The following is a 17,025-nucleotide window of genomic DNA, read 5'->3' on the forward strand; positions in this document are numbered from 1 at the left end:
GGAGTGGGTGGGGCGTTGGGTCACGGCTCGATCCTTCGACGGAACGGATGGGGGGTCGTGTGCTGTTCTGTCGCGGTGCGTGGGAGCGCTCCCAAGGAGTCCCACGGCATCGTCGAACGGATGGCGGGAGCACGTCAACCCCCTGTCACCCGCCGAAAGTCGGAAGAAGCGGCGGCAGTAGACTCCGGCGGCATGGATGTACTGATTGGCCTGTTTCTCGCGCTGCACATCGTCGGCATCGCCGCGCTGTTGGGGGGTGTGCTGGCGCAGATGAAGGCGATCAGGACCGGGGAGGCCGTGGTGACCCCCGGCATGCTGCACGGCGCGGCCACCATGCTGGTCACCGGTCTGGCCCTGGTGGGGCTCAACCAGGCGGACGACCAGGAGGTCAACAACACCAAGATCGCGGTGAAGCTGGCGCTGCTGGTGGTCATCCTGGTGCTGGTCTACGTCAAGCGCGGGGAGAAGGTCCCGCCGCCGGTGCTCGGCACGATCGCGCTGCTCACCACGGTCAACATCTTCATCGCCACCCTCTGGTAGGCGGCGGCGCGGCTCTGGTGGACGGCGGCACGGCCGCCGACCCGGCGGGCGCCGGGTCGGCGGGGGCGGCGCCTCAGGCCGCGTAGTGGGCGCCGAGGCGTTCGGCGTCCGCCCAGACCTGGTCCGCGGGGGTGCCGGCCAGCGTGTGCGTGAGGACGTCGAGGACCAGGTGCCAGCCGACCGCGAAGTCCCGGGCCGGCGCCGCCGGCACCTCGCGGTGGGTGAGGGTCAGTCGGCAGCCCCCGCCGGTCGGCGCGAGCCGCCAGCTGACCAGGGACTCGGGGACGCCGTCCCAGCGCCAGCTGTGCTCCAGCGTGCCGGCCTCCAGGTCGGAGCCGGGCGCGCGCAGGGCGCGCACCCGGCCGGTCGCGGTGCCCTCCGGGCCGAAGTCGAAGCGCACCAGCCCGTCCACCCTGGCCTCGATCAGGCAGCCGGGCAGCCAGCCGGCCAGCCGGGCGGGTTCGGTCAGCGCGGCCCAGACCCGGGTCGTCGGGTGGCGCAGCTCGCGGTCGAACCTGACGCCGAAGGCGCCCTGTTCGTCGAGGCCCAACAGGCCGGCGCCGTGCGGTGGCAGGTCGTTCATGGCGTGTCCTCGTCCAGTGCGGTCTCCAGGGCGTCGAGCACGCGGGTCCAGCGCTGGGCCTGGGTCGAGAGCCAGTCGCCCGCCTCGGCCAGCGAGGCCGGTTCGAGCCGGTAGATCCGCTGGGTGCCGGCCCGCCGGACGGTGAGCACGCCGCCGCCCACCAGCACCCCGAGGTGCTGGGAGATCGCGGGTCGGCTGCTGGCGAACCGGCCGGCGATGGCGGTCGCGTTCAGCTCGCCGCCGTCCGCCAGCAGTTCCACGATGCGGCGGCGGGTCGGGTCGGCCAGGACGTCGAGTGCTGACATGGGGTAAGCGTAAGTATTTACTTACGAACGGGCAAGGGGTGCTCGGCGGCCGCCCGGTCAGCCCTCGATCCGGCCGTTCCGGACGGACAGGTGCCGGCCGGCGAACCTGGCCCGCAGCCGACGGTCGTGGGTGACCAGCAGCACCGTGCCGGCGTACGCGGCCAGCGCCGTCTCCAGGTCCTCGACCAGCGCGGGGGAGAGGTGGTTGGTCGGCTCGTCCAGCAGCAGCACGTCCACCGGCTCGGTGACCAGCCGGGCCAGCTCGATGCGGCGCCGCTGCCCGTAGGACAGCTCCCCGACCCGCAGGCTCAGCTCCTCCAGCTCGAACAGGCCGAGCGAGAGCAGCGTCCTGATGTGCTCCTCCAGGTCGGCCGGGCCGCCCCGGCCGTGTGCGAAGGCGCGCAGCACGCTGTACCGCTCGGGCCAGGGCGTCTCCCGCTGCCGCAGGTGTCCCACCCGGCCCGGCACCGTGACCGTGCCCTGGTCCGGGGCCAGCTCGCCGGCGATCAGCCGCAGCAGGGTGCTCTTGCCGGCGCCGTTGGGGCCGGTCACCAGCACCCGCCTGCCGTGGCCGACCCGCAGCACCGGCACCGTCAGCCGGCCGGCGACCGAGACGCCGGACAGCTCGACGGCCGGCCCGGTCGGCACCTCGTCGGTCTCCTCGATCCGCCCGGTGAAGGTCAGCGGCTCGGGCGGCGGCGCCACCGGCTCGGCGGTGAGCCGCTCCACCCGCTCCTTGGCGTTCCGGATGCGGCTGCTCGCCCCGTGGTCCCGGTTGCGGGAACGGAAGGCGCCGGAGCCGAAGTTGGCCATCGGGTTCTTCCGCGGGATGGCGTCCAGCGCGTCGATGTTGGCGTCCACGATCTGCTCGCTGCGGGCCAGCTCCCGGCGCCAGTTCTCGTAGTTCTGCAGCCGGCGGCGCCGCTCGGCGGCCTTGGCCCGCAAATAGCCCTCGTAGCCGTCGCCGTGCCGGGTGACCGCGCCGGCCTCCAGCTCCAGCACGGTGCTGGTGAGCCGCTCCAGGAAGACCCGGTCGTGGGTGACGGCCAGCACCGTCCCCGGGTGCTCGCGCAGCTGCGTCTCCAGCCAGCCGACGGCCTGGTCGTCCAGGTCGTTGGTCGGCTCGTCCAGCAGCAGCAGCTCCGGGCTGGCGGCCAGCGTGGCGGCCAGCGCCAGCCGGGAACGCTCCCCGCCGGAGAGCGTGCCGAGCCGCCGGTCGCGGTCCAGCTCCGGCAGGCCGAGCGCGTGCAGCGCGATGTCCACCTTGGCGTCGGCCTGGTAGCCGTCCCGGGACTCGTAGCGCTCCACCAGCGCCCCGTAGTGGGCCATCGCCGCGTCCAGCGCGGCGCCCTCGCGGCGGCCCAGCTCCACTTCGGCGCGGCGGATGCGCTCCTCCAACTGGCGCAGGTCGGCCAGCGCCAGGTCGATGGCCTCGGCCACGGTGGCCTGCGGCGGCAGGGCCAGGGTCTGCGCCAGGTAACCGAGGCCGCCGGGGGCCGCGACGGTCAGCTCACCGTGGTCCGGGCGCTCGAAGCCGGCGATCAGCCGCAGCAGCGTGGACTTGCCCGCGCCGTTCTCGCCGATCAGTCCGACCTTCTCGCCGGGGCTGACCGCGAAGGTGACCTTGTCCAGGACCGTCTTGTCGTCGTAGCGCTTGGTGATCTCACGCAGGGTGAGTTGTGAGGTGGCGGTGGCCGGCACGGGGCTCCCCCTGGGGCGATGGCTGACGGGACGCGGCGACGGGCGCGATGAGGCGCGCGCGGCTCAGGGGGAACGCATTCGGGAAGCGTAGACGGAGCGGCCGAAGCCTCGCAACGGTCACTGAGGGTGAGGTGCGTGGTGCGGTGAGTGGCTGGCCCGGGCGGCTCCGCCGGCTCAGTCGTCGAGCACCGCGGCCACGGCCTCGATCTCCACCAGCTGGTCGTCGTAGCCGAGCACGGTGACCCCGAGCAGGGTGCTGGGCACGTCGTGCTCGCCGAAGGCGTCCCTGACCACCTCCCAGGCGGCGACCAGGTCGGCCTGTGCGGCGCTGGCGACGAGCACCCGGGTGCTGAGCACGTCGGTGAGCGAGGCGCCGGCGTCGGCGAGCGCGGTGCGCAGGTTCTCCACCGCCTTGGCCGCCTGGCCGGCGTAGTCGCCGACGGCGGCGGTGCTGCCGTCGGCGTGCAGCGGGCAGGCGCCGGCGAGGAAGATCAGCCGTGCCTCGGCGGGGGCGGTGGCCGCGTAGGCGTACTCGGCCACGTCGGAGAGCGAGCCCGAACGGATCAGGGTGACGGCCTTGGGCACGGTGGCGGTCCTCTCGATGGTGCGGCGGTGCGGCGGTGCGGTGGCGCCCGGCGCCGCGGGCCAGCGGTTCGGCGGTCTGGCGGGCGCGGGGCGGGGGCCGGCGGTGCGACCGGCGCTTCGGACCGGCGGTCGCGCGGCCCGGCCCCCACCGTACGTGGGCCGGCGAACGGCCGCCCGGAAATAAGCGGTTGACCACGGCGCCGGCCGGACGGTGGGCTGGGCGCCATGCGAATCGGCGTGGTGGGCCTGGGGATGGGGCTCCATCTGGCACGGTGGTGCCGGACGTTGGGGATCGAGGTGGCGGCCGTCTGCGACCGCGACCCGGCGCGGCTGGCCGGCGCGCTGGCCGAGCTGCCGGACGCCACCGGCACGGCGGACTGGCGGGAGTTGCTCGGCGCCGGCCTCGACGGGGTGGTGCTGGCCAACGACTTCGACGCGCACGCCCCGCTGGCCATGGCCTTCCTCGACCGTGGGGTCCACGTGCTGTCGGAGACCGCGGCCTGCGCGGACGAGACGGAGGGGCGGCGGCTGATCGCGGCGGCCGAGGCGTCGTCGGCGAGTTACTCGTTCGCGGAGAACTATCCGCTGTTGCCGCAGCACCGGCTGCTGCGGCAGGCCGTCGAGGCGGGGGAGCTGGGCCGGATCAGCCTGGTCGAGGCGGACTACCTGCACGCGCTGTCGCCGGCGGCGATGGCCGAGCTGATCGGGGACCCCGGCCACTGGCGGGGGCGGATCGCGCCCACCGCCTACTGCACCCACACCCTGTCGCCCGTGCTGGCGCTCACCGGCGCCTGGCCGGTGGCGGTCTCGGCGTTCCCGGTGGACGCGCCCTGGGGGGAGGGGGTGGACGAACTGGCCGCCCGGGCGGCCGTGTTGCTGGTGGTCCGGCTCTCCACCGGCGCGTTGGCGGTGACCCGGCACGGCTTCCTCCAGGGCGAGCCGGACGGCCACTGGAGCTGGGTCTCGCTGCGCGGCAGCCGGGCGTTCGCCGAGACGGTGCGGGCGCCCGGCGACCGGGCCTGGTCGGTGCGGTTCCGCCGGGAGGCGTGGACCCGGCCGGCGGGCTCGGACGGTCCGGCGGAGGAGGAACGGGTGCCGCCGCCCCTGCTGTGGGACGGCACGCCGGTGGATCGGGCGCGGGAGGCCACGGTGCTGCTGCTCCAGGGCTGGCGGGCGACGGTGACGGAGGGGCGGCCGCCGCTGCTGCCGGTCCGGCCGGCGGTGGCGGCCTCGCTGGTCGGCGTCGTCGGGGCGCGGTCGCTCGCCGAGGGCTCCCGCCCGGTGCCGGTGCCCGACGTGTCGGGTCGGACGTCGGACTGAGACCAACCGCCCTGTCCAGCCAGCTGGTTGGCCGGGCGGCGGCCCAACTCGCCCTTCCTGGCGCCGATATCGTTGGCCGAGGCGGCCCGTTGGCTGCCAGAGTGGCCGCCATGCGAGGGAGGGAGCCCCAGGACCGGACGGCGGGGAGCCCGGAGATCCGGGGCGAGTGGGAGGCCCATCTCACCGTGACCTGCCCGGCCGAGCGGTCCGCGGGTTGACGGACTGGGCGGTCCGGCGCGGGCTGGGGTTCGTGCACATCCGGCTGGCCCGTGGGGTGGCAGCTTCCCAGCCGATGGTCACCCTGGTCGGCCGTGGCTCGGCCGCCGGGCGGGAGCGTGAAGTCGCCACCCTGGCCGATGAGTTGGCGGCGGCCGGCTACCCGGTGGTCAGGACCAGGACGGAGGCGGCGCCGTGGGCGGCCGGCGTGCCGGCCGACGACCCGGCACCCGGCGTCGCGCACCGGGGCCGGTACTTCGAGCACCATGTGAAGCTGCTGCTGCCCCCGGACCACGACCGGTCCGCGCTGGAGCGGCTGGTCGTGCCGCACACCGCCCACCTCTCCTGGAACGCCCGCCGCAGTCGCGTGGACGGCCAGCAGGAACGGTTCGTCACGCAGCGCTCGTCGGGGTGGGCCGGGTCACCGCGACCCGGCGACTGGCCGCCCTGCTGGCCGAACGGACGCCGCCCAGCTACGCGTTGCTGCGGGACGCGCTCCTCGGCTCGGGCCGGATGGACGGCGGGGAGCTGCGCCCGCCGGGGGCCTGGTGGTGTGACTGGTTCCCACACGGGAACGGCTGGCGGCACTTCGTCACCGACTACCCGGAGGCGGCGGCCCGCGCCGCCGACTTCCCCACGCGGCTGACCCGCGCGCTGGAGCCGGTGCTGGCCGAGGCGGACCAGCCGGGCGACACCACCCAGACCCGGTGGGCGCGTTGGCTGGTGCCCCTGACCGAGGCCGCCCGGGCCGAGGCCGAGCCGGCGGTCGCCCTCGGGCGGCTGGCCGAGGGCGGCCAGGACGGCCTGACCGCGGCGATCGTCGTGCTGCGGGAGCTCCGGGGGCCGGCGGCGGTCAGCCCCGAGGAGGCGCTGCACGCTCTGCTGGCCGCCGACGACGGGTGGCGGGTCTGGCGCGAGCACCCGGGCTGGTGGCCGGAGTTGCTGGCGCGGCTCCCCTGAGGGGTCCGCCTCCCCGGGCCGGGGCCGGCCCGGGGAGGCGTGGCCCGCTCAGCCCGGGCGGACGGCGCTGTGCCAGGGCATGTTGTCGATCGACTCGTACTTGATGATGTCGCCCGGCTTGGGGGCGTGGATCATCTGGTTGTTCCCGACGTACAGGCCGACGTGGCTGATGTCGTCGTAGAAGAAGACCAGGTCGCCCGGCTGGAGCTGGCTCCGCGTGACGCTGGTGCCGATGTTCACCTGGTCCCAGGTGACCCGGGGTATCTCCACGCCGGCCGCCAGCCAGGCGGCCTGGGTGAGCCCGGAGCAGTCGTAGGAGTTCGGCCCGGTCGCGCCCCAGACGTAGGGCTTGCCCAACTGGCTCTCGGCGAAGGCGATCGCGGCGTCCGCCTGGCTGGTCTGGTCGCCGGTCGCGGGCGGCGCCTCCGGCTGCTGCTCCTGCTCGGCCTGCTCGCGCTCCTCGGCCTCGGCGGCCTCTTGGGCGGCGCGCTCCGCCTCCTCCCGCTCGCGGCGCTCGCGCTCCTGTCTGGCCTCCTCGGCCTGGCGCTCCGCCTCCTCCTCTTCGAGCCGCTCCAACTCGGCCAGCTCGGCCTGCTCCTCCTCGCTGAGCTGGTCGAGCAGGGCCCGGGCCTCGGCCAGCCGGTCCTGGACCGCCTGCTTCTGCTCCTGCAGCTCGTTCTCCCGCTCCTCCAGCTCGGTCAGCGCCTCGGTGGCGGCGTCCCGCTCCTCGTCGGCGGCCTGCTGGTGGGAGGTGAAGGTGTCCAGCGCGTGCTGCTGGAGGGTGGTCAGCCGGTTGAGCGTGTAGCCGGTGTCGAAGAAGCTCTTCGGGTCGTCGGCCAGCAGCAGCGCCGCCGCGTCCGGCAGCCCGCCGGTGCCGGCCCGGTACTGGGCGGCGGCCATCGAACCGAGCGTGGTCCTGGCCTCGTTGACCCGCTCGTTGGCGGCGTCGGCCGCGGCCAACGCGTCGTCCACCTGGGACTGCTGCGCGTCCACGTCCTCCTTCGCCGCGTTGTAGTGCTGGGTGGCGACGCCGGCCTCGTGGTAGAGCTGGTCGACCCGCTCCCGCACCTCGCGGGCCCGGTCGGCGGCGGAGTCGGCGCGATCCCGCTGCTCCTCGATCGCCGGGGGCTCGTCGTCGTCGGCGAACGCCGGGTTGGTCAGCAGCGTCGCGGAGGCGAGCGCCGCGGCGCCGACGCCGATGGCGCCGCGACGGGCGGACGGGGACTCCAGAAAGCCGCCGCGCGGCTTGCGATGGGTACCCAAGGCCGGTGTCTCCAATCCCTGACCGCTCACCGGGTGTCGGGGACAGCCTGGCCGTACCGCGCGGCGCGCCGGACGGGCCCGCGGCGGGGCCGCGAGGCCGACGGAGCGTCACACGAGGGGGACACCCACGAACGGAGGCGGCCCGTGCCGCCGGGTGCGGCGTCAGGGGAGCGGGCCACCTGACGCGGCACGCTAGTCAGTGGGTGGGGCCTTTGGGAAGGCGGTTGAGCGATATGACCGAAACCAATTTGTGATCTTTGCCTCCTGATCATTCGTCGACCCCTTCCCTGTCATGTGAGGCAGATCACAACAGAAGGATGGGTGGTGGGCGATGACATGGCGCCCGGACCGGAGTCTGCCCCCTCGTAACCCCCTGCGGCGTGCGTGCCCGGGGCGATCGACGGCTGGCCCCGGCAGGCGTTCCGGAGCCGCGGCCAGCGGAGCCAGGAGGCCCCTCATGCGCGTTGTCACCATTTCCTTCATCAGCCTGGACGGCGTCGTCCAGGCCCCCGGCGGCGCCGAGGAGGACACCGACGGCGGCTTCGCGCACGGCGGTTGGTCGCAGCCCTACTTCGACGACCAGGTGGTCGGCGGCGCCTTCGACGAGGTCCTCACCGGCGCCGAGGCGCTGCTCTTCGGCCGCCGCACCTACCAGACCATGGCCGCGGCCTGGCCGGAGCGCGCCGGTGACCCGTTCGCCGACCGGCTCAACTCGCTGCCCAAGTACGTGGTGAGCGACAGCCTGGGCGACGACCAGCTCGGCTGGGCGCCGACCACCCGCTTCCGCCGGGCCGAGCTGACCGCCCGGGTCGCGGAGCTGCGCGCCACCGAGGGCGGCGACCTGGTGGTCCAGGGCAGCGCCACGGTGGTGCGCGCGCTGCTCGGCGCCGGCCTGGTGGACGAGCTGCGGCTGATCGTGATGCCGGTGCTGCTGGGCGGCGGCAAGTCGATCTTCCCGAAGGACGGCGGGCACGCCCCCTTCGAGCTGGTCGCCAGCCGCACCAGCCCGGCCGGCGCGGTGGTCACCACCTACCGCCCCGCGCCGGCGGACCAGAGCTGACCTGACCGGAGCTGCTGAGGACTGACGGAGCTGGCCGGAGCTGTCCAGCACTGACTGAAGCTGACCGGAGCTGGCCCGGGCGGGCCGCCCCGGCCCGCCCCTGGCCGGGCCGCTCGCCCGGCGTGTCAGGCGGGGTTGTCCCGCAGCCGTCGGCGCTCCCAGACGTTCGGGTGCCGGACGGTCGTCCCGCCGAGCCCGCACGAGCCGGTGAGGTAGATGGTCGGCGGGGCGTGCGTCGCCCCCTCGGGCGCATCCTTGGAGGTGCGGTCGCGCAGCCCGCCCATCGACGGGTCGACGCCGCCGCTCTCCACCCGCCACCCCTCGGGCACGACGATGGTGATGCCGGCCATGTCTCCGTGCACCTCGATCTCCGTGTGGCCCAGCGGCAGCTGGGTCCGGGTGAAGTCCAGCTTGACGCCGCCCAGGCCCCCCTTGGCGATGATCTTCGCCGGCACCTGCCAGCGGCCCACCCGCTCGGCGCCGTGCATGCCGCCCTTGATCAGCAGCGGCGCCCCGGTCGCGGCCGGCGGGCCGGGCAGCGGCGCGTCCAGCACCGGCGGCTGCCGCTGGTGCGGGCCGGGCAGGTCGGCGGTGATCGGGCTCAACTCGCCGTAGGTCTTGGCCAGATAGGTCGCCTCCAGCCGCTCCTCCAGCTCCGCCAGGTCGAGCCGGCCCTCGCCCGCGGCCTCCCGCAGCCGCTCGGCCACCGCCTCCCGGTCGGCGTCCGAGGCACGCAGCCCGGCGCGCGGGTCGGCGGGCCCGGCCGGCGGGCGGCCCGACTGGTGCGGCACGGCCTCGGATCCCGCCGAGGAGTGCTCGGGCTGACTCGGCTGGCTCTCGGTCGTCATGGCGGACGGTCCCCTCACGTCACTGCGGTGGTCGGCGAAGCCCCGGTGGGCGGCGGCCCGGCGCGGCCGGCCGGAGCCGACCGGCGCATCGAGCCGGTGAGGACAAGGTAGCCAGGTCGGCGGCCCACGTCGCGGGCGTATCGCCGATCTCGGGGCGAACTCCGGGCGATCCCCGGCCCGGGCCCGGGGTGACCCCGAGCCCACCCCGAGCGCACCCCGAGCCGACCCGGGGCGGGCGGTGCGAGGGCGGCCGGGCCGCTTGCGCCGGCGGCCCACCGCTCGGCCGGATGTCAGTGGCACGCCCTAGACTCGGTGGGCGATGAGCGGCCTCTTCGACGACCAAGCCCTGGCGGACCTCGAACCCACCCCGGACGAGGTGCCGCCGCCCGAGCCTGAGGACCCGTACGGCGGGGCCTCCGAAGAGGCCGTCCCCGACGATCTCTTCGCCGGCACCTTCGCCGGGCCGAAGGCCGCGGCGGACGACGCCTACTACCGCAACGGCGCGCGCAAGCCGGTGAGCGACCCGGCCGCGCTGCTGGAGGGGCTCAACGAGCAGCAGCGCGCCGCCGTCACACACAGCGCGGGGCCGTTGCTGATCGTGGCCGGCGCCGGCTCGGGCAAGACCCGGGTGCTCACCCACCGCATCGCCCACCTGCTCGCCGCGCGGAACGCGCACCCGGGCCAGATCCTCGCGATCACCTTCACCAACAAGGCCGCAGGCGAGATGCGCGAGCGGGTCGAGGAGCTGGTCGGCCCGCGCGCCCACGCGATGTGGGTGATGACCTTCCACAGCGCCTGCGTGCGCATCCTGCGCCGGGAGAGCCGCCAGCTCGGCTTCACCTCCAGCTTCTCGATCTACGACGCGGCCGACGCCAAGCGCCTGATGGCGCTGGTCTGCCGCGACCTGGAGCTGGACCCCAAGCGCTTCCCGCCCAAGTCCTTCAGCGCCAAGGTCTCCAACCTGAAGAACGAGCTGATCGACCCGGAGGACTTCGCCGCCCGGGCGAGCGATCCCCTGGAGAAGACGCTGGCCGAGGCGTACACGATGTACCAGGCGCGGCTCCGCGAGGCGAACGCGCTGGACTTCGACGACATCATCATGACGGCGGTCCACCTCTTCCAGGCGTTCCCGGACGTCGCCGAGTACTACCGCCGCCGCTTCCGGCACATCCTGGTCGACGAGTACCAGGACACCAACATCGCCCAGTACACGCTGATCAGGGAGCTGGTCGGGGCGCCGGGCGGCGCGGTGGAGCCGGCCGAGCTGTGCGTGGTGGGCGACGCCGACCAGTCGATCTACGCCTTCCGGGGCGCCACCATCCGCAACATCCTGCAGTTCGAGCAGGACTTCCCGCAGGCCGCGACGCTGCTGCTGGAGCAGAACTACCGCTCCACCCAGACCATCCTCTCCGCCGCCAACGCGGTGATCGCCCGCAACGAGGACCGCCGCCCGAAGAACCTGTGGACCAACGCCGGTGGCGGCGCCCGGATCACCGGCTATGTCGCGGACACCGAGCACGAGGAGGCCCAGTTCGTCGCCGACGAGATCGACCGGCTGACCGACGCGGACGAGGCCAAGCCGGGTCAGGTGGCGATCTTCTACCGCACCAACGCGCAGTCCCGGATCTTCGAGGAGGTCTTCATCCGGGTCGGCCTGCCCTACAAGGTGGTCGGCGGCGTCCGCTTCTACGAGCGGCGCGAGGTGCGGGACGTCCTCGCCTACCTGCGGGTGCTGGCCAACCCGGAGGACACGGTGCCGCTGCGCCGCGTCCTCAACGTCCCCAAGCGCGGCATCGGGGACCGGGCCGAGGCGATGATCGAGGCGCTCGCGCAGCGCGAGCGGATCTCCTTCGCCCAGGCGTTGCGCCGGGTCGACGAGGCGTACGGCATGGCGGCCAGGTCGGCCAACGCGGTCAGGCGGTTCAACGCGCTGCTGGAGGAGCTGCGCACGGTGGTGGAGTCCGGCGCCGGCCCGGCCACGGTGTTGGAGGCGGTCCTGGAGCGCACCGGCTACCTCGCCGAGTTGCAGTCCTCCACGGACCCGCAGGACGAGACCCGGGTGGAGAACCTCCAGGAGCTGGCCGCCGTGGCCCTGGAGTTCGAGCAGGAGCGGGCCGGCGGCGAGGAGGAGGCCCCGGGCACGCTGGCCGACTTCCTGGAGCGGGTGGCGCTGGTCGCCGACTCCGACGAGATCCCGGACGAGGCGGACGCCGGCGGCGTGATCACGCTGATGACGCTGCACACGGCGAAGGGCCTGGAGTTCCCGGTGGTCTTCCTGACCGGCATGGAGGACGGTGTCTTCCCGCACCAGCGGTCGCTGGGCAAGACCAAGGAGCTGGAGGAGGAGCGCCGGCTGGCCTATGTCGGGATCACCCGGGCCAGGCAGCGGCTCTACCTGACGCGTTCGGTGCTGCGCAGCGCCTGGGGGCAGCCGCAGCACAACCCGCCGTCCCGGTTCCTGGAGGAGATCCCCGAGGAGCACCTGGAGTGGCGGCGCACCGGCCCGGTGGCCCGGCCGGCCGCGCCGGTCACCGTCCGGTCCGCCGGGCCGGCCGGCGGGTTCGGCGGCGGGGCCGCGCGCGGCTTCGCCACCGGCCGGAAGTCCGACCGCCCGGCGGTCGTGCTGGCCCCGGGGGACCGGGTGACGCACGACAGTTTCGGGCTCGGCCGGGTGGTCGCCGTCCAGGGCGAGGGCGATCGGGCCGAGGCGACCATCGACTTCGGGGGCGAGAAGCCCAAGCGGCTGCTGCTGCGCTACGCCCCGGTAGAGAAGCTGTGACCAGGCGCCCGTAGTGTCGCCGTCATGTCACAGACCCGGGCGAGGGCTTGTGGTGGGGCGAGGGTGAACGGTTAGCTGCTTCTGGCACGTTTCGTACTCCATCGCCCTGTCCCCGGAGTACGTATCCCTTCACTCTTCTTCCCCAGGGGGAACACATGAGCCAGCCCTGGCAGCAACAGCCGGAGGGTGGGTACGGGGGGCAACAACCGCCCCAGCAGCCCGGTGGCTACCAGCCGCCGCCGAACCCGTACGGCCAGCAGCCGCAGCCCGGGTACGGCTACCCGCAGCAGCCCGGTCAGCCGCAGCCCGGCCAGGGGGTCCCCCCGCAGCCCGGTTACGGCTACCCGCAGCAGCCCCAGCCCCCGCACCAGCCGGGCCCGTACGGCGGGCCCGGCGGCTTCCCGCCGCCCCCGCCCACCGGTCCCACGGGCAACGCCGGTCTCGCCATCCTGGTCGCCGTGGTCGCGATGATCGCCGTCGGCTTCGGCTACGGCCTGATCTACGAGGCCCTGTTCGACGACGAGACGGGCGAGTTCACGCAGTACACGTTCCTCTCCATCCTGGTGGGCGGCGCCGTCGCGATCGGGCCGGCGTTCCTGGCCAAGCGCAACTACGTGGTCTGGGGCGTCAGCGCCGTGCTGGCCCTGTTCGCCGCTCTCTTCGGTGAGCTGTGGGGCACGGCGATGGTGATGAGCGAGTACATCTACGGCAACCCGATGTTCGGCATGGAGGCCAAGAGCACCTTCGAGGTCTTCTTCGGCGAGTTCGGGGACCTCTTCGACGCCTGGGAGGAGGGCATGGAGCCGATCAACTACCTGATGCTCCTGCTGGCTCCCGTGGGCGCGGTCGCGGTCAACGCCTCGATCAGCAAGCGTCCGTGATCCGTCGCCGAGCCGCGCCGCCCCGGCGGCCGGTCTCGGTGGGAAGCGCGTCGGTCCGCTCCGGACCGGCGCGCTTCGTCGTGTGCCGGTCCGAGCGGACCGGGATCAGGTGGGTTCGAGGCCGTGGTTGCGGAGCCAGGCCAGCGGGTCCACCGCGGAGCCGCCGTATGGCCTGACCTCGAAGTGCAGGTGCGGTCCTGTGGAGGTGCCGGAGTTGCCCGAGTAGGCGATCACCGTGCCGGCCTGGACCCAGCCGGACTGGTAGGCCGTGCTGTCCAGGTGCGCGTACCAGGTCTCGGTGCCGTCCGGCGCGGTCAGGATCAGCATGTTGCCGTAGCTGGGGTTCCACTGGGTGCGGACCTCGCCGTCGGTGGCGGCCATCACCGGGGTGCCGTAGCTGACCGGGAAGTCGATCCCGGTGTGGGTGGACATCCAGTTGACGCCGGCCTGCCCGTAGTAGGCGCTCAGGCCCCGTTGTTCCACCGGGAGCCAGAACTTGGGACGCAGCTCCTCCTGCCGGGCGGCCTCCTCGATGGCGGCCTGCTCCTCGGCGGCGATCTGCGCCTCCAGGTCCATCCGGCCCTGGGTGCGGCTGGCCCGGTCCGCGTAGTCGTCGGCCGCGGCCGACAGGCTCTGCAGCTGGGTGTCGAACTGCTCGTTGGCCTCGATCTCCTCGACCTCGGACGGGTCGGGCGCCGCCACCGGGGGCGGCTCGGCGGGGCTTTCGGAGTTGTTGACGGTGGCGGCGGTGGCCGCCGCGGTGACGCCGAGTACCGCGAGGGAGGGGGCCGCCACGCTCAGCAGCGCCGAGCGGCGGGGCCGGGGGGAGCGGCGCCGGCCGCGGTTGACCGGCTTGCCGACCTCGACCGGCCGGCGGGCCGGCGCCGGGTCGTCCCCGGTGTCGCGGTCGGTGTCGCGGTCGGCGGCGTGTCCCGGCTCGGGGGCGTCGGCCGCCGTCGGCGTCTCGACGTCCTCGGCCGACTGCCAGGCGGTGGTGGGGTCGGCGCTCGCCTCGGCGGGCCGTTCGGGCTCGGCGGCCTGGGCCCACGGCTCGTCGGGCGCGGTGCCGAAGGTCCGCTGCTCGCCGGTGTCCTCGACGCCCGTCCCCGGGTATCCGTACCCGGTCGGCTGGGCCTCGTCGACCGGTGCCGCGCCCCAGCCCGTCTCGTCGTGCCGCCCCGGGTACGCGTCGTGCTGGCCTGGATAGGCGCCGGTGCCCGGTGTCGCCCACTCCTCGACCAGGGCGGTCGCCCCGGTGCCCGCGTCGTAGCCGTTCTGGCCGAACGGGTCGTAGCCGGCGGCCCGTTCGGGTTCGACGACCGGCTGCGGGTCGCCCGTCGGATACCCCGGGGCGGTGCCGTACCCGGTCGCGAACTCGCCGTAGTTCGGGGCCTGGTGGGGCTGCTCGTAGCCCGAGTACCCCTGGTAGTAGCCGTGTTGCTGGTGGGTCTGCGGGTCCTGGTAGGCCAGCGGGTCCGCCTGGCCGGGGTGGCCGAGCGGGTCGGTGACCTGGTCGGGGTCGAAGCCGCCCGTAGCCGGGTAGCCGAACGGGCCCTGGCTGTCGGCGTGTTGAGTGCCGGTGCCCCAGCCGCCGGCCAGGCTCGCGCCGCCGTCGTGGCCGCCGGCGTAGCTCGGGAAGCCGCCGTCACCGGCCATTCCGTAGGCCGTGCCGTAGCCGCCGGCGTAGCCGTCGTGGGGGGTGTCCGCGATGCCCGTGGGGGGAAAGGAACCGAGGCCGGGGTAGTCCAACTGGTCGGGAGTTCCCGACAACAGACGATCGCTCACCGACCATGCCTTTCGGCTCGACAACAGGAGCTGGGGTGGGGACCCGGCGGCTGCTGGTCGGTGACTGTACCCGGGGGTACACGAGCCCCACAATCTTCGGCCGGTTGTTCTTGGGTTTCCAGAGATGAGGAATCGGGCATTAGGTCGCCTTTTGGCGAGGCGGCCATGGAGACCGCACTTTGTGTTCGAGGAGAATTCGATTTCGCGCCGGTTCGGCCCCCGCGATCCGGTGCCCCGGGGGCGGCTGACGGGCGGGTGTCGGGTGCGCGATGCTGTGGTTAACGTCCGTTCGCGTCGCCGCTGACGCGTTCCTTGGGAGGCAGCTGATGAGTGAGTCAGGACCGATCCGGGTCGTGGTGGCCAAGCCGGGGCTCGACGGGCATGACCGGGGGGTCAAGCTGATCGCCCGGGCGCTGCGGGACGCCGGCATGGAGGTCGTCTACACCGGGCTGCACCAGACGCCCGAGCAGATCGTGGCCACCGCCATCCAGGAGGACGCCGACGCGATCGGCCTCTCCGTACTCTCCGGCGCCCACAACACCCTCTTCGAGCGGGTGCTGGTGCTGCTCGAAGAACAGGGCGCCGCCGATATCACGGTCTTCGGCGGCGGCATCATCCCGGAGGCCGACATTCCGCCGCTCAAGGAGAAGGGGGTGGCCGAGATCTTCACCCCGGGGGCACCCACCGGCGCCGTGGTCGAGTGGGTGCGCGCCCATGTGCGCGCCGGGTGACGGCGGCGCCCCCGGGTGGACGCGGTGCCCGCTGAACCGCGCGCCGGCACGCCGGAGCGAGGCCGATTTGTGACGGGTCTCACCACGTACGGGTGACCCGCGACTCAGAAGCCCGGCACTGCCCCGGATACGCTCGACTTCGGACTTGCCGCGTGCGCCCTTTCGCCTCGTATCGCGGCCACGCGGCACGCCCATGTCGAGAACGAACCGCGAGATTCACTGACTGAGGACGGACGCGAGCGTGGACCTGTTCGAGTACCAGGCGAGGGATCTCTTCGCCAAGCATGGCGTGCCGGTGCTGGCCGGCGAAGTCATCGACACGCCGGAGGCGGCGCGTGCGGTGACGGAGCGGCTTGGCGGTCGCGCCGTCGTCAAGGCGCAGGTGAAGACCGGCGGCCGCGGGAAGGCCGGGGGCGTCAAGCTGGCCGCCGACCCGGCGGACGCGGTGGAGAAGGCCGGGGCCATCCTCGGGATGGACATCAAGGGCCACACCGTGCACCGGGTGATGCTGGCCCAGACGGCCGACATCGTCGACGAGTACTACGTCTCCTTCCTGCTGGACCGCACCAACCGCACCTTCCTGGCCATGGCCTCGGTCGAGGGCGGCATGGACATCGAGGAGGTCGCCGCCACCAAGCCGGAGGCGCTGGCCCGGATCGCGGTGGACGCGGTCGACGGTGTCTCCGAGGAGAAGGCGCGGGAGATCGTCGCCGCGGCGAACTTCCCGGCCGAGGTCGCCGACCAGGTGGCCGACGTGCTGCGCCAGCTGTGGGAGGTCTTCGTCAAGGAGGACGCCCTGCTGGTCGAGGTCAACCCGCTGGTCAAGACCGCCGACGGCCGGATCGTGGCGCTGGACGGCAAGGTCTCGCTGGACGCGAACGCCGAGTTCCGCCAGCCCGACCACGCCGCCCTGGAGGACCGCGCCGCGGCCAACCCGCTGGAGGCGGCGGCCAAGGAGCGTGGCCTCAACTACGTGAAGCTGGACGACGGCAACGTCGGCATCATCGGCAACGGCGCCGGCCTCGTGATGAGCACCCTCGACGTCGTCGCCTACGCGGGCGAGCGGCACGGCGGGGCCAAGCCGGCCAACTTCCTGGACATCGGCGGCGGTGCCTCCGCCGAGGTGATGGCCAACGGCCTGGAGATCATCCTGGGCGACCCGGACGTCAAGTCCGTCTTCGTCAACGTCTTCGGCGGCATCACCGCCTGCGACGCCGTCGCCAACGGCATCGTGCAGGCCCTGGAGCTGCTCAGGAGCAAGGGCGAGGAGGTCACCAAGCCGCTGGTGGTGCGGCTGGACGGCAACAACGCCGAGCTGGGTCGCAAGATCCTCACCGACGCCAACCACCCGCTGGTCGAGCAGGTGGACACCATGGACGGCGCGGCCGACCGGGCCGCCGAGCTGGCTGCCAAGTAACGCCCCGACGAGGACCGAGACACACGAGAACAGACGAGGACAGCGAGACTC

General features: G+C 73.7%; 15 protein-coding genes. 8 read left to right on the forward strand and 7 right to left on the reverse strand.

Features of this window, described 5'->3' with window-relative positions:
• Positions 1 to 192: 192 nt before the first annotated feature.
• Entirely contained in the window at positions 193 to 540 is a 348-nt protein-coding gene (locus tag RM844_RS02920) for a hypothetical protein (protein WP_311664391.1), read from the forward strand.
• A gap of 73 nt (positions 541 to 613) precedes the next feature.
• On the opposite strand, the gene RM844_RS02925 is transcribed toward RM844_RS02920, so the two are convergent.
• The 4 genes from RM844_RS02925 to RM844_RS02940 form a co-directional block, all read right to left on the reverse strand.
• Positions 614 to 1,123, reverse strand: a complete 510-nt coding sequence (locus RM844_RS02925) for an SRPBCC family protein (RefSeq protein WP_311664393.1) — start codon at positions 1,121 to 1,123, stop codon at positions 614 to 616.
• A complete protein-coding gene (locus RM844_RS02930) occupies positions 1,120 to 1,428 on the reverse strand; it encodes an ArsR/SmtB family transcription factor (RefSeq protein WP_311664395.1) in 309 nt (102 codons plus the stop codon). Before RM844_RS02930 ends, RM844_RS02925 begins: the two co-directional genes overlap by 4 nt.
• A gap of 57 nt (positions 1,429 to 1,485) precedes the next feature.
• Positions 1,486 to 3,129: a TlrC/CarA/OleB/SrmB family ABC-F type ribosomal protection protein gene (locus tag RM844_RS02935; RefSeq protein WP_311664397.1), complete on the reverse strand. Its 1,644-nt coding sequence runs from the start codon at positions 3,127 to 3,129 to the stop codon at positions 1,486 to 1,488.
• A 174-nt stretch (positions 3,130 to 3,303) separates the two neighbouring features.
• On the reverse strand, positions 3,304 to 3,714 hold the full coding sequence (locus RM844_RS02940) for a RidA family protein (protein ID WP_311664399.1): 411 nt from the start codon (positions 3,712 to 3,714) through the stop codon (positions 3,304 to 3,306).
• A gap of 225 nt (positions 3,715 to 3,939) precedes the next feature.
• Between RM844_RS02940 and RM844_RS02945 the strand changes: the two genes are divergently transcribed.
• On the forward strand, positions 3,940 to 5,034 hold the full coding sequence (locus RM844_RS02945) for a Gfo/Idh/MocA family protein (protein WP_311664401.1): 1,095 nt from the start codon (positions 3,940 to 3,942) through the stop codon (positions 5,032 to 5,034).
• A gap of 627 nt (positions 5,035 to 5,661) precedes the next feature.
• Positions 5,662 to 6,210 carry a hypothetical protein gene (locus RM844_RS02950; protein ID WP_311664403.1) on the forward strand — a complete coding sequence of 183 codons (549 nt, stop codon included), beginning with the start codon at positions 5,662 to 5,664 and terminating at the stop codon, positions 6,208 to 6,210.
• A gap of 48 nt (positions 6,211 to 6,258) precedes the next feature.
• Here RM844_RS02950 and RM844_RS02955 read toward each other — a convergent pair whose 3' ends face one another.
• Positions 6,259 to 7,473 (reverse strand): C40 family peptidase, encoded by a 1,215-nt coding sequence (locus RM844_RS02955; protein ID WP_311664405.1) that lies wholly within the window; start codon positions 7,471 to 7,473, stop codon positions 6,259 to 6,261.
• 457 nt (positions 7,474 to 7,930) lie between these two features.
• On the opposite strand from RM844_RS02955, the gene RM844_RS02960 reads away from it, so the two are divergent.
• The gene (locus RM844_RS02960) at positions 7,931 to 8,533 is read left to right on the forward strand and encodes a dihydrofolate reductase family protein (RefSeq protein WP_311664407.1); all 603 of its coding nucleotides are present in this window, start codon (positions 7,931 to 7,933) and stop codon (positions 8,531 to 8,533) included.
• 125 nt (positions 8,534 to 8,658) lie between these two features.
• On the opposite strand, the gene RM844_RS02965 is transcribed toward RM844_RS02960, so the two are convergent.
• Entirely contained in the window at positions 8,659 to 9,381 is a 723-nt protein-coding gene (locus RM844_RS02965; RefSeq protein WP_311664409.1) for a DUF1707 SHOCT-like domain-containing protein, read from the reverse strand.
• Positions 9,382 to 9,700: 319 nt separating this feature from the next.
• Between RM844_RS02965 and pcrA the strand changes: the two genes are divergently transcribed.
• Both pcrA and RM844_RS02975 read left to right on the forward strand, forming a co-directional pair.
• Positions 9,701 to 12,160, forward strand: a complete 2,460-nt coding sequence (gene pcrA / locus RM844_RS02970; protein WP_311664411.1) for a DNA helicase PcrA — start codon at positions 9,701 to 9,703, stop codon at positions 12,158 to 12,160.
• A gap of 155 nt (positions 12,161 to 12,315) precedes the next feature.
• Positions 12,316 to 13,041 carry a hypothetical protein gene (locus tag RM844_RS02975; protein ID WP_311664413.1) on the forward strand — a complete coding sequence of 242 codons (726 nt, stop codon included), beginning with the start codon at positions 12,316 to 12,318 and terminating at the stop codon, positions 13,039 to 13,041.
• A 105-nt stretch (positions 13,042 to 13,146) separates the two neighbouring features.
• Here the strand turns inward: RM844_RS02975 and RM844_RS02980 are convergent, their stop codons facing one another.
• A complete protein-coding gene (locus RM844_RS02980; protein ID WP_311664415.1) occupies positions 13,147 to 14,826 on the reverse strand; it encodes a peptidoglycan DD-metalloendopeptidase family protein in 1,680 nt (559 codons plus the stop codon).
• A gap of 326 nt (positions 14,827 to 15,152) precedes the next feature.
• Here RM844_RS02980 and RM844_RS02985 point away from each other — a divergent pair, with 326 nt between their 5' ends.
• Positions 15,153 to 15,557 (forward strand): cobalamin B12-binding domain-containing protein, encoded by a 405-nt coding sequence (locus tag RM844_RS02985; RefSeq protein ID WP_311664417.1) that lies wholly within the window; start codon positions 15,153 to 15,155, stop codon positions 15,555 to 15,557.
• Positions 15,558 to 15,798: 241 nt separating this feature from the next.
• Positions 15,799 to 16,974, forward strand: a complete 1,176-nt coding sequence (gene sucC / locus RM844_RS02990) for an ADP-forming succinate--CoA ligase subunit beta (protein ID WP_311664419.1) — start codon at positions 15,799 to 15,801, stop codon at positions 16,972 to 16,974.
• Positions 16,975 to 17,025 lie beyond the last annotated feature (51 nt).

Origin of the sequence: Streptomyces chisholmiae (assembly GCF_031845445.1) — a bacterium.
Classification (GTDB): domain Bacteria; phylum Actinomycetota; class Actinomycetes; order Streptomycetales; family Streptomycetaceae; genus Streptomyces; species Streptomyces chisholmiae.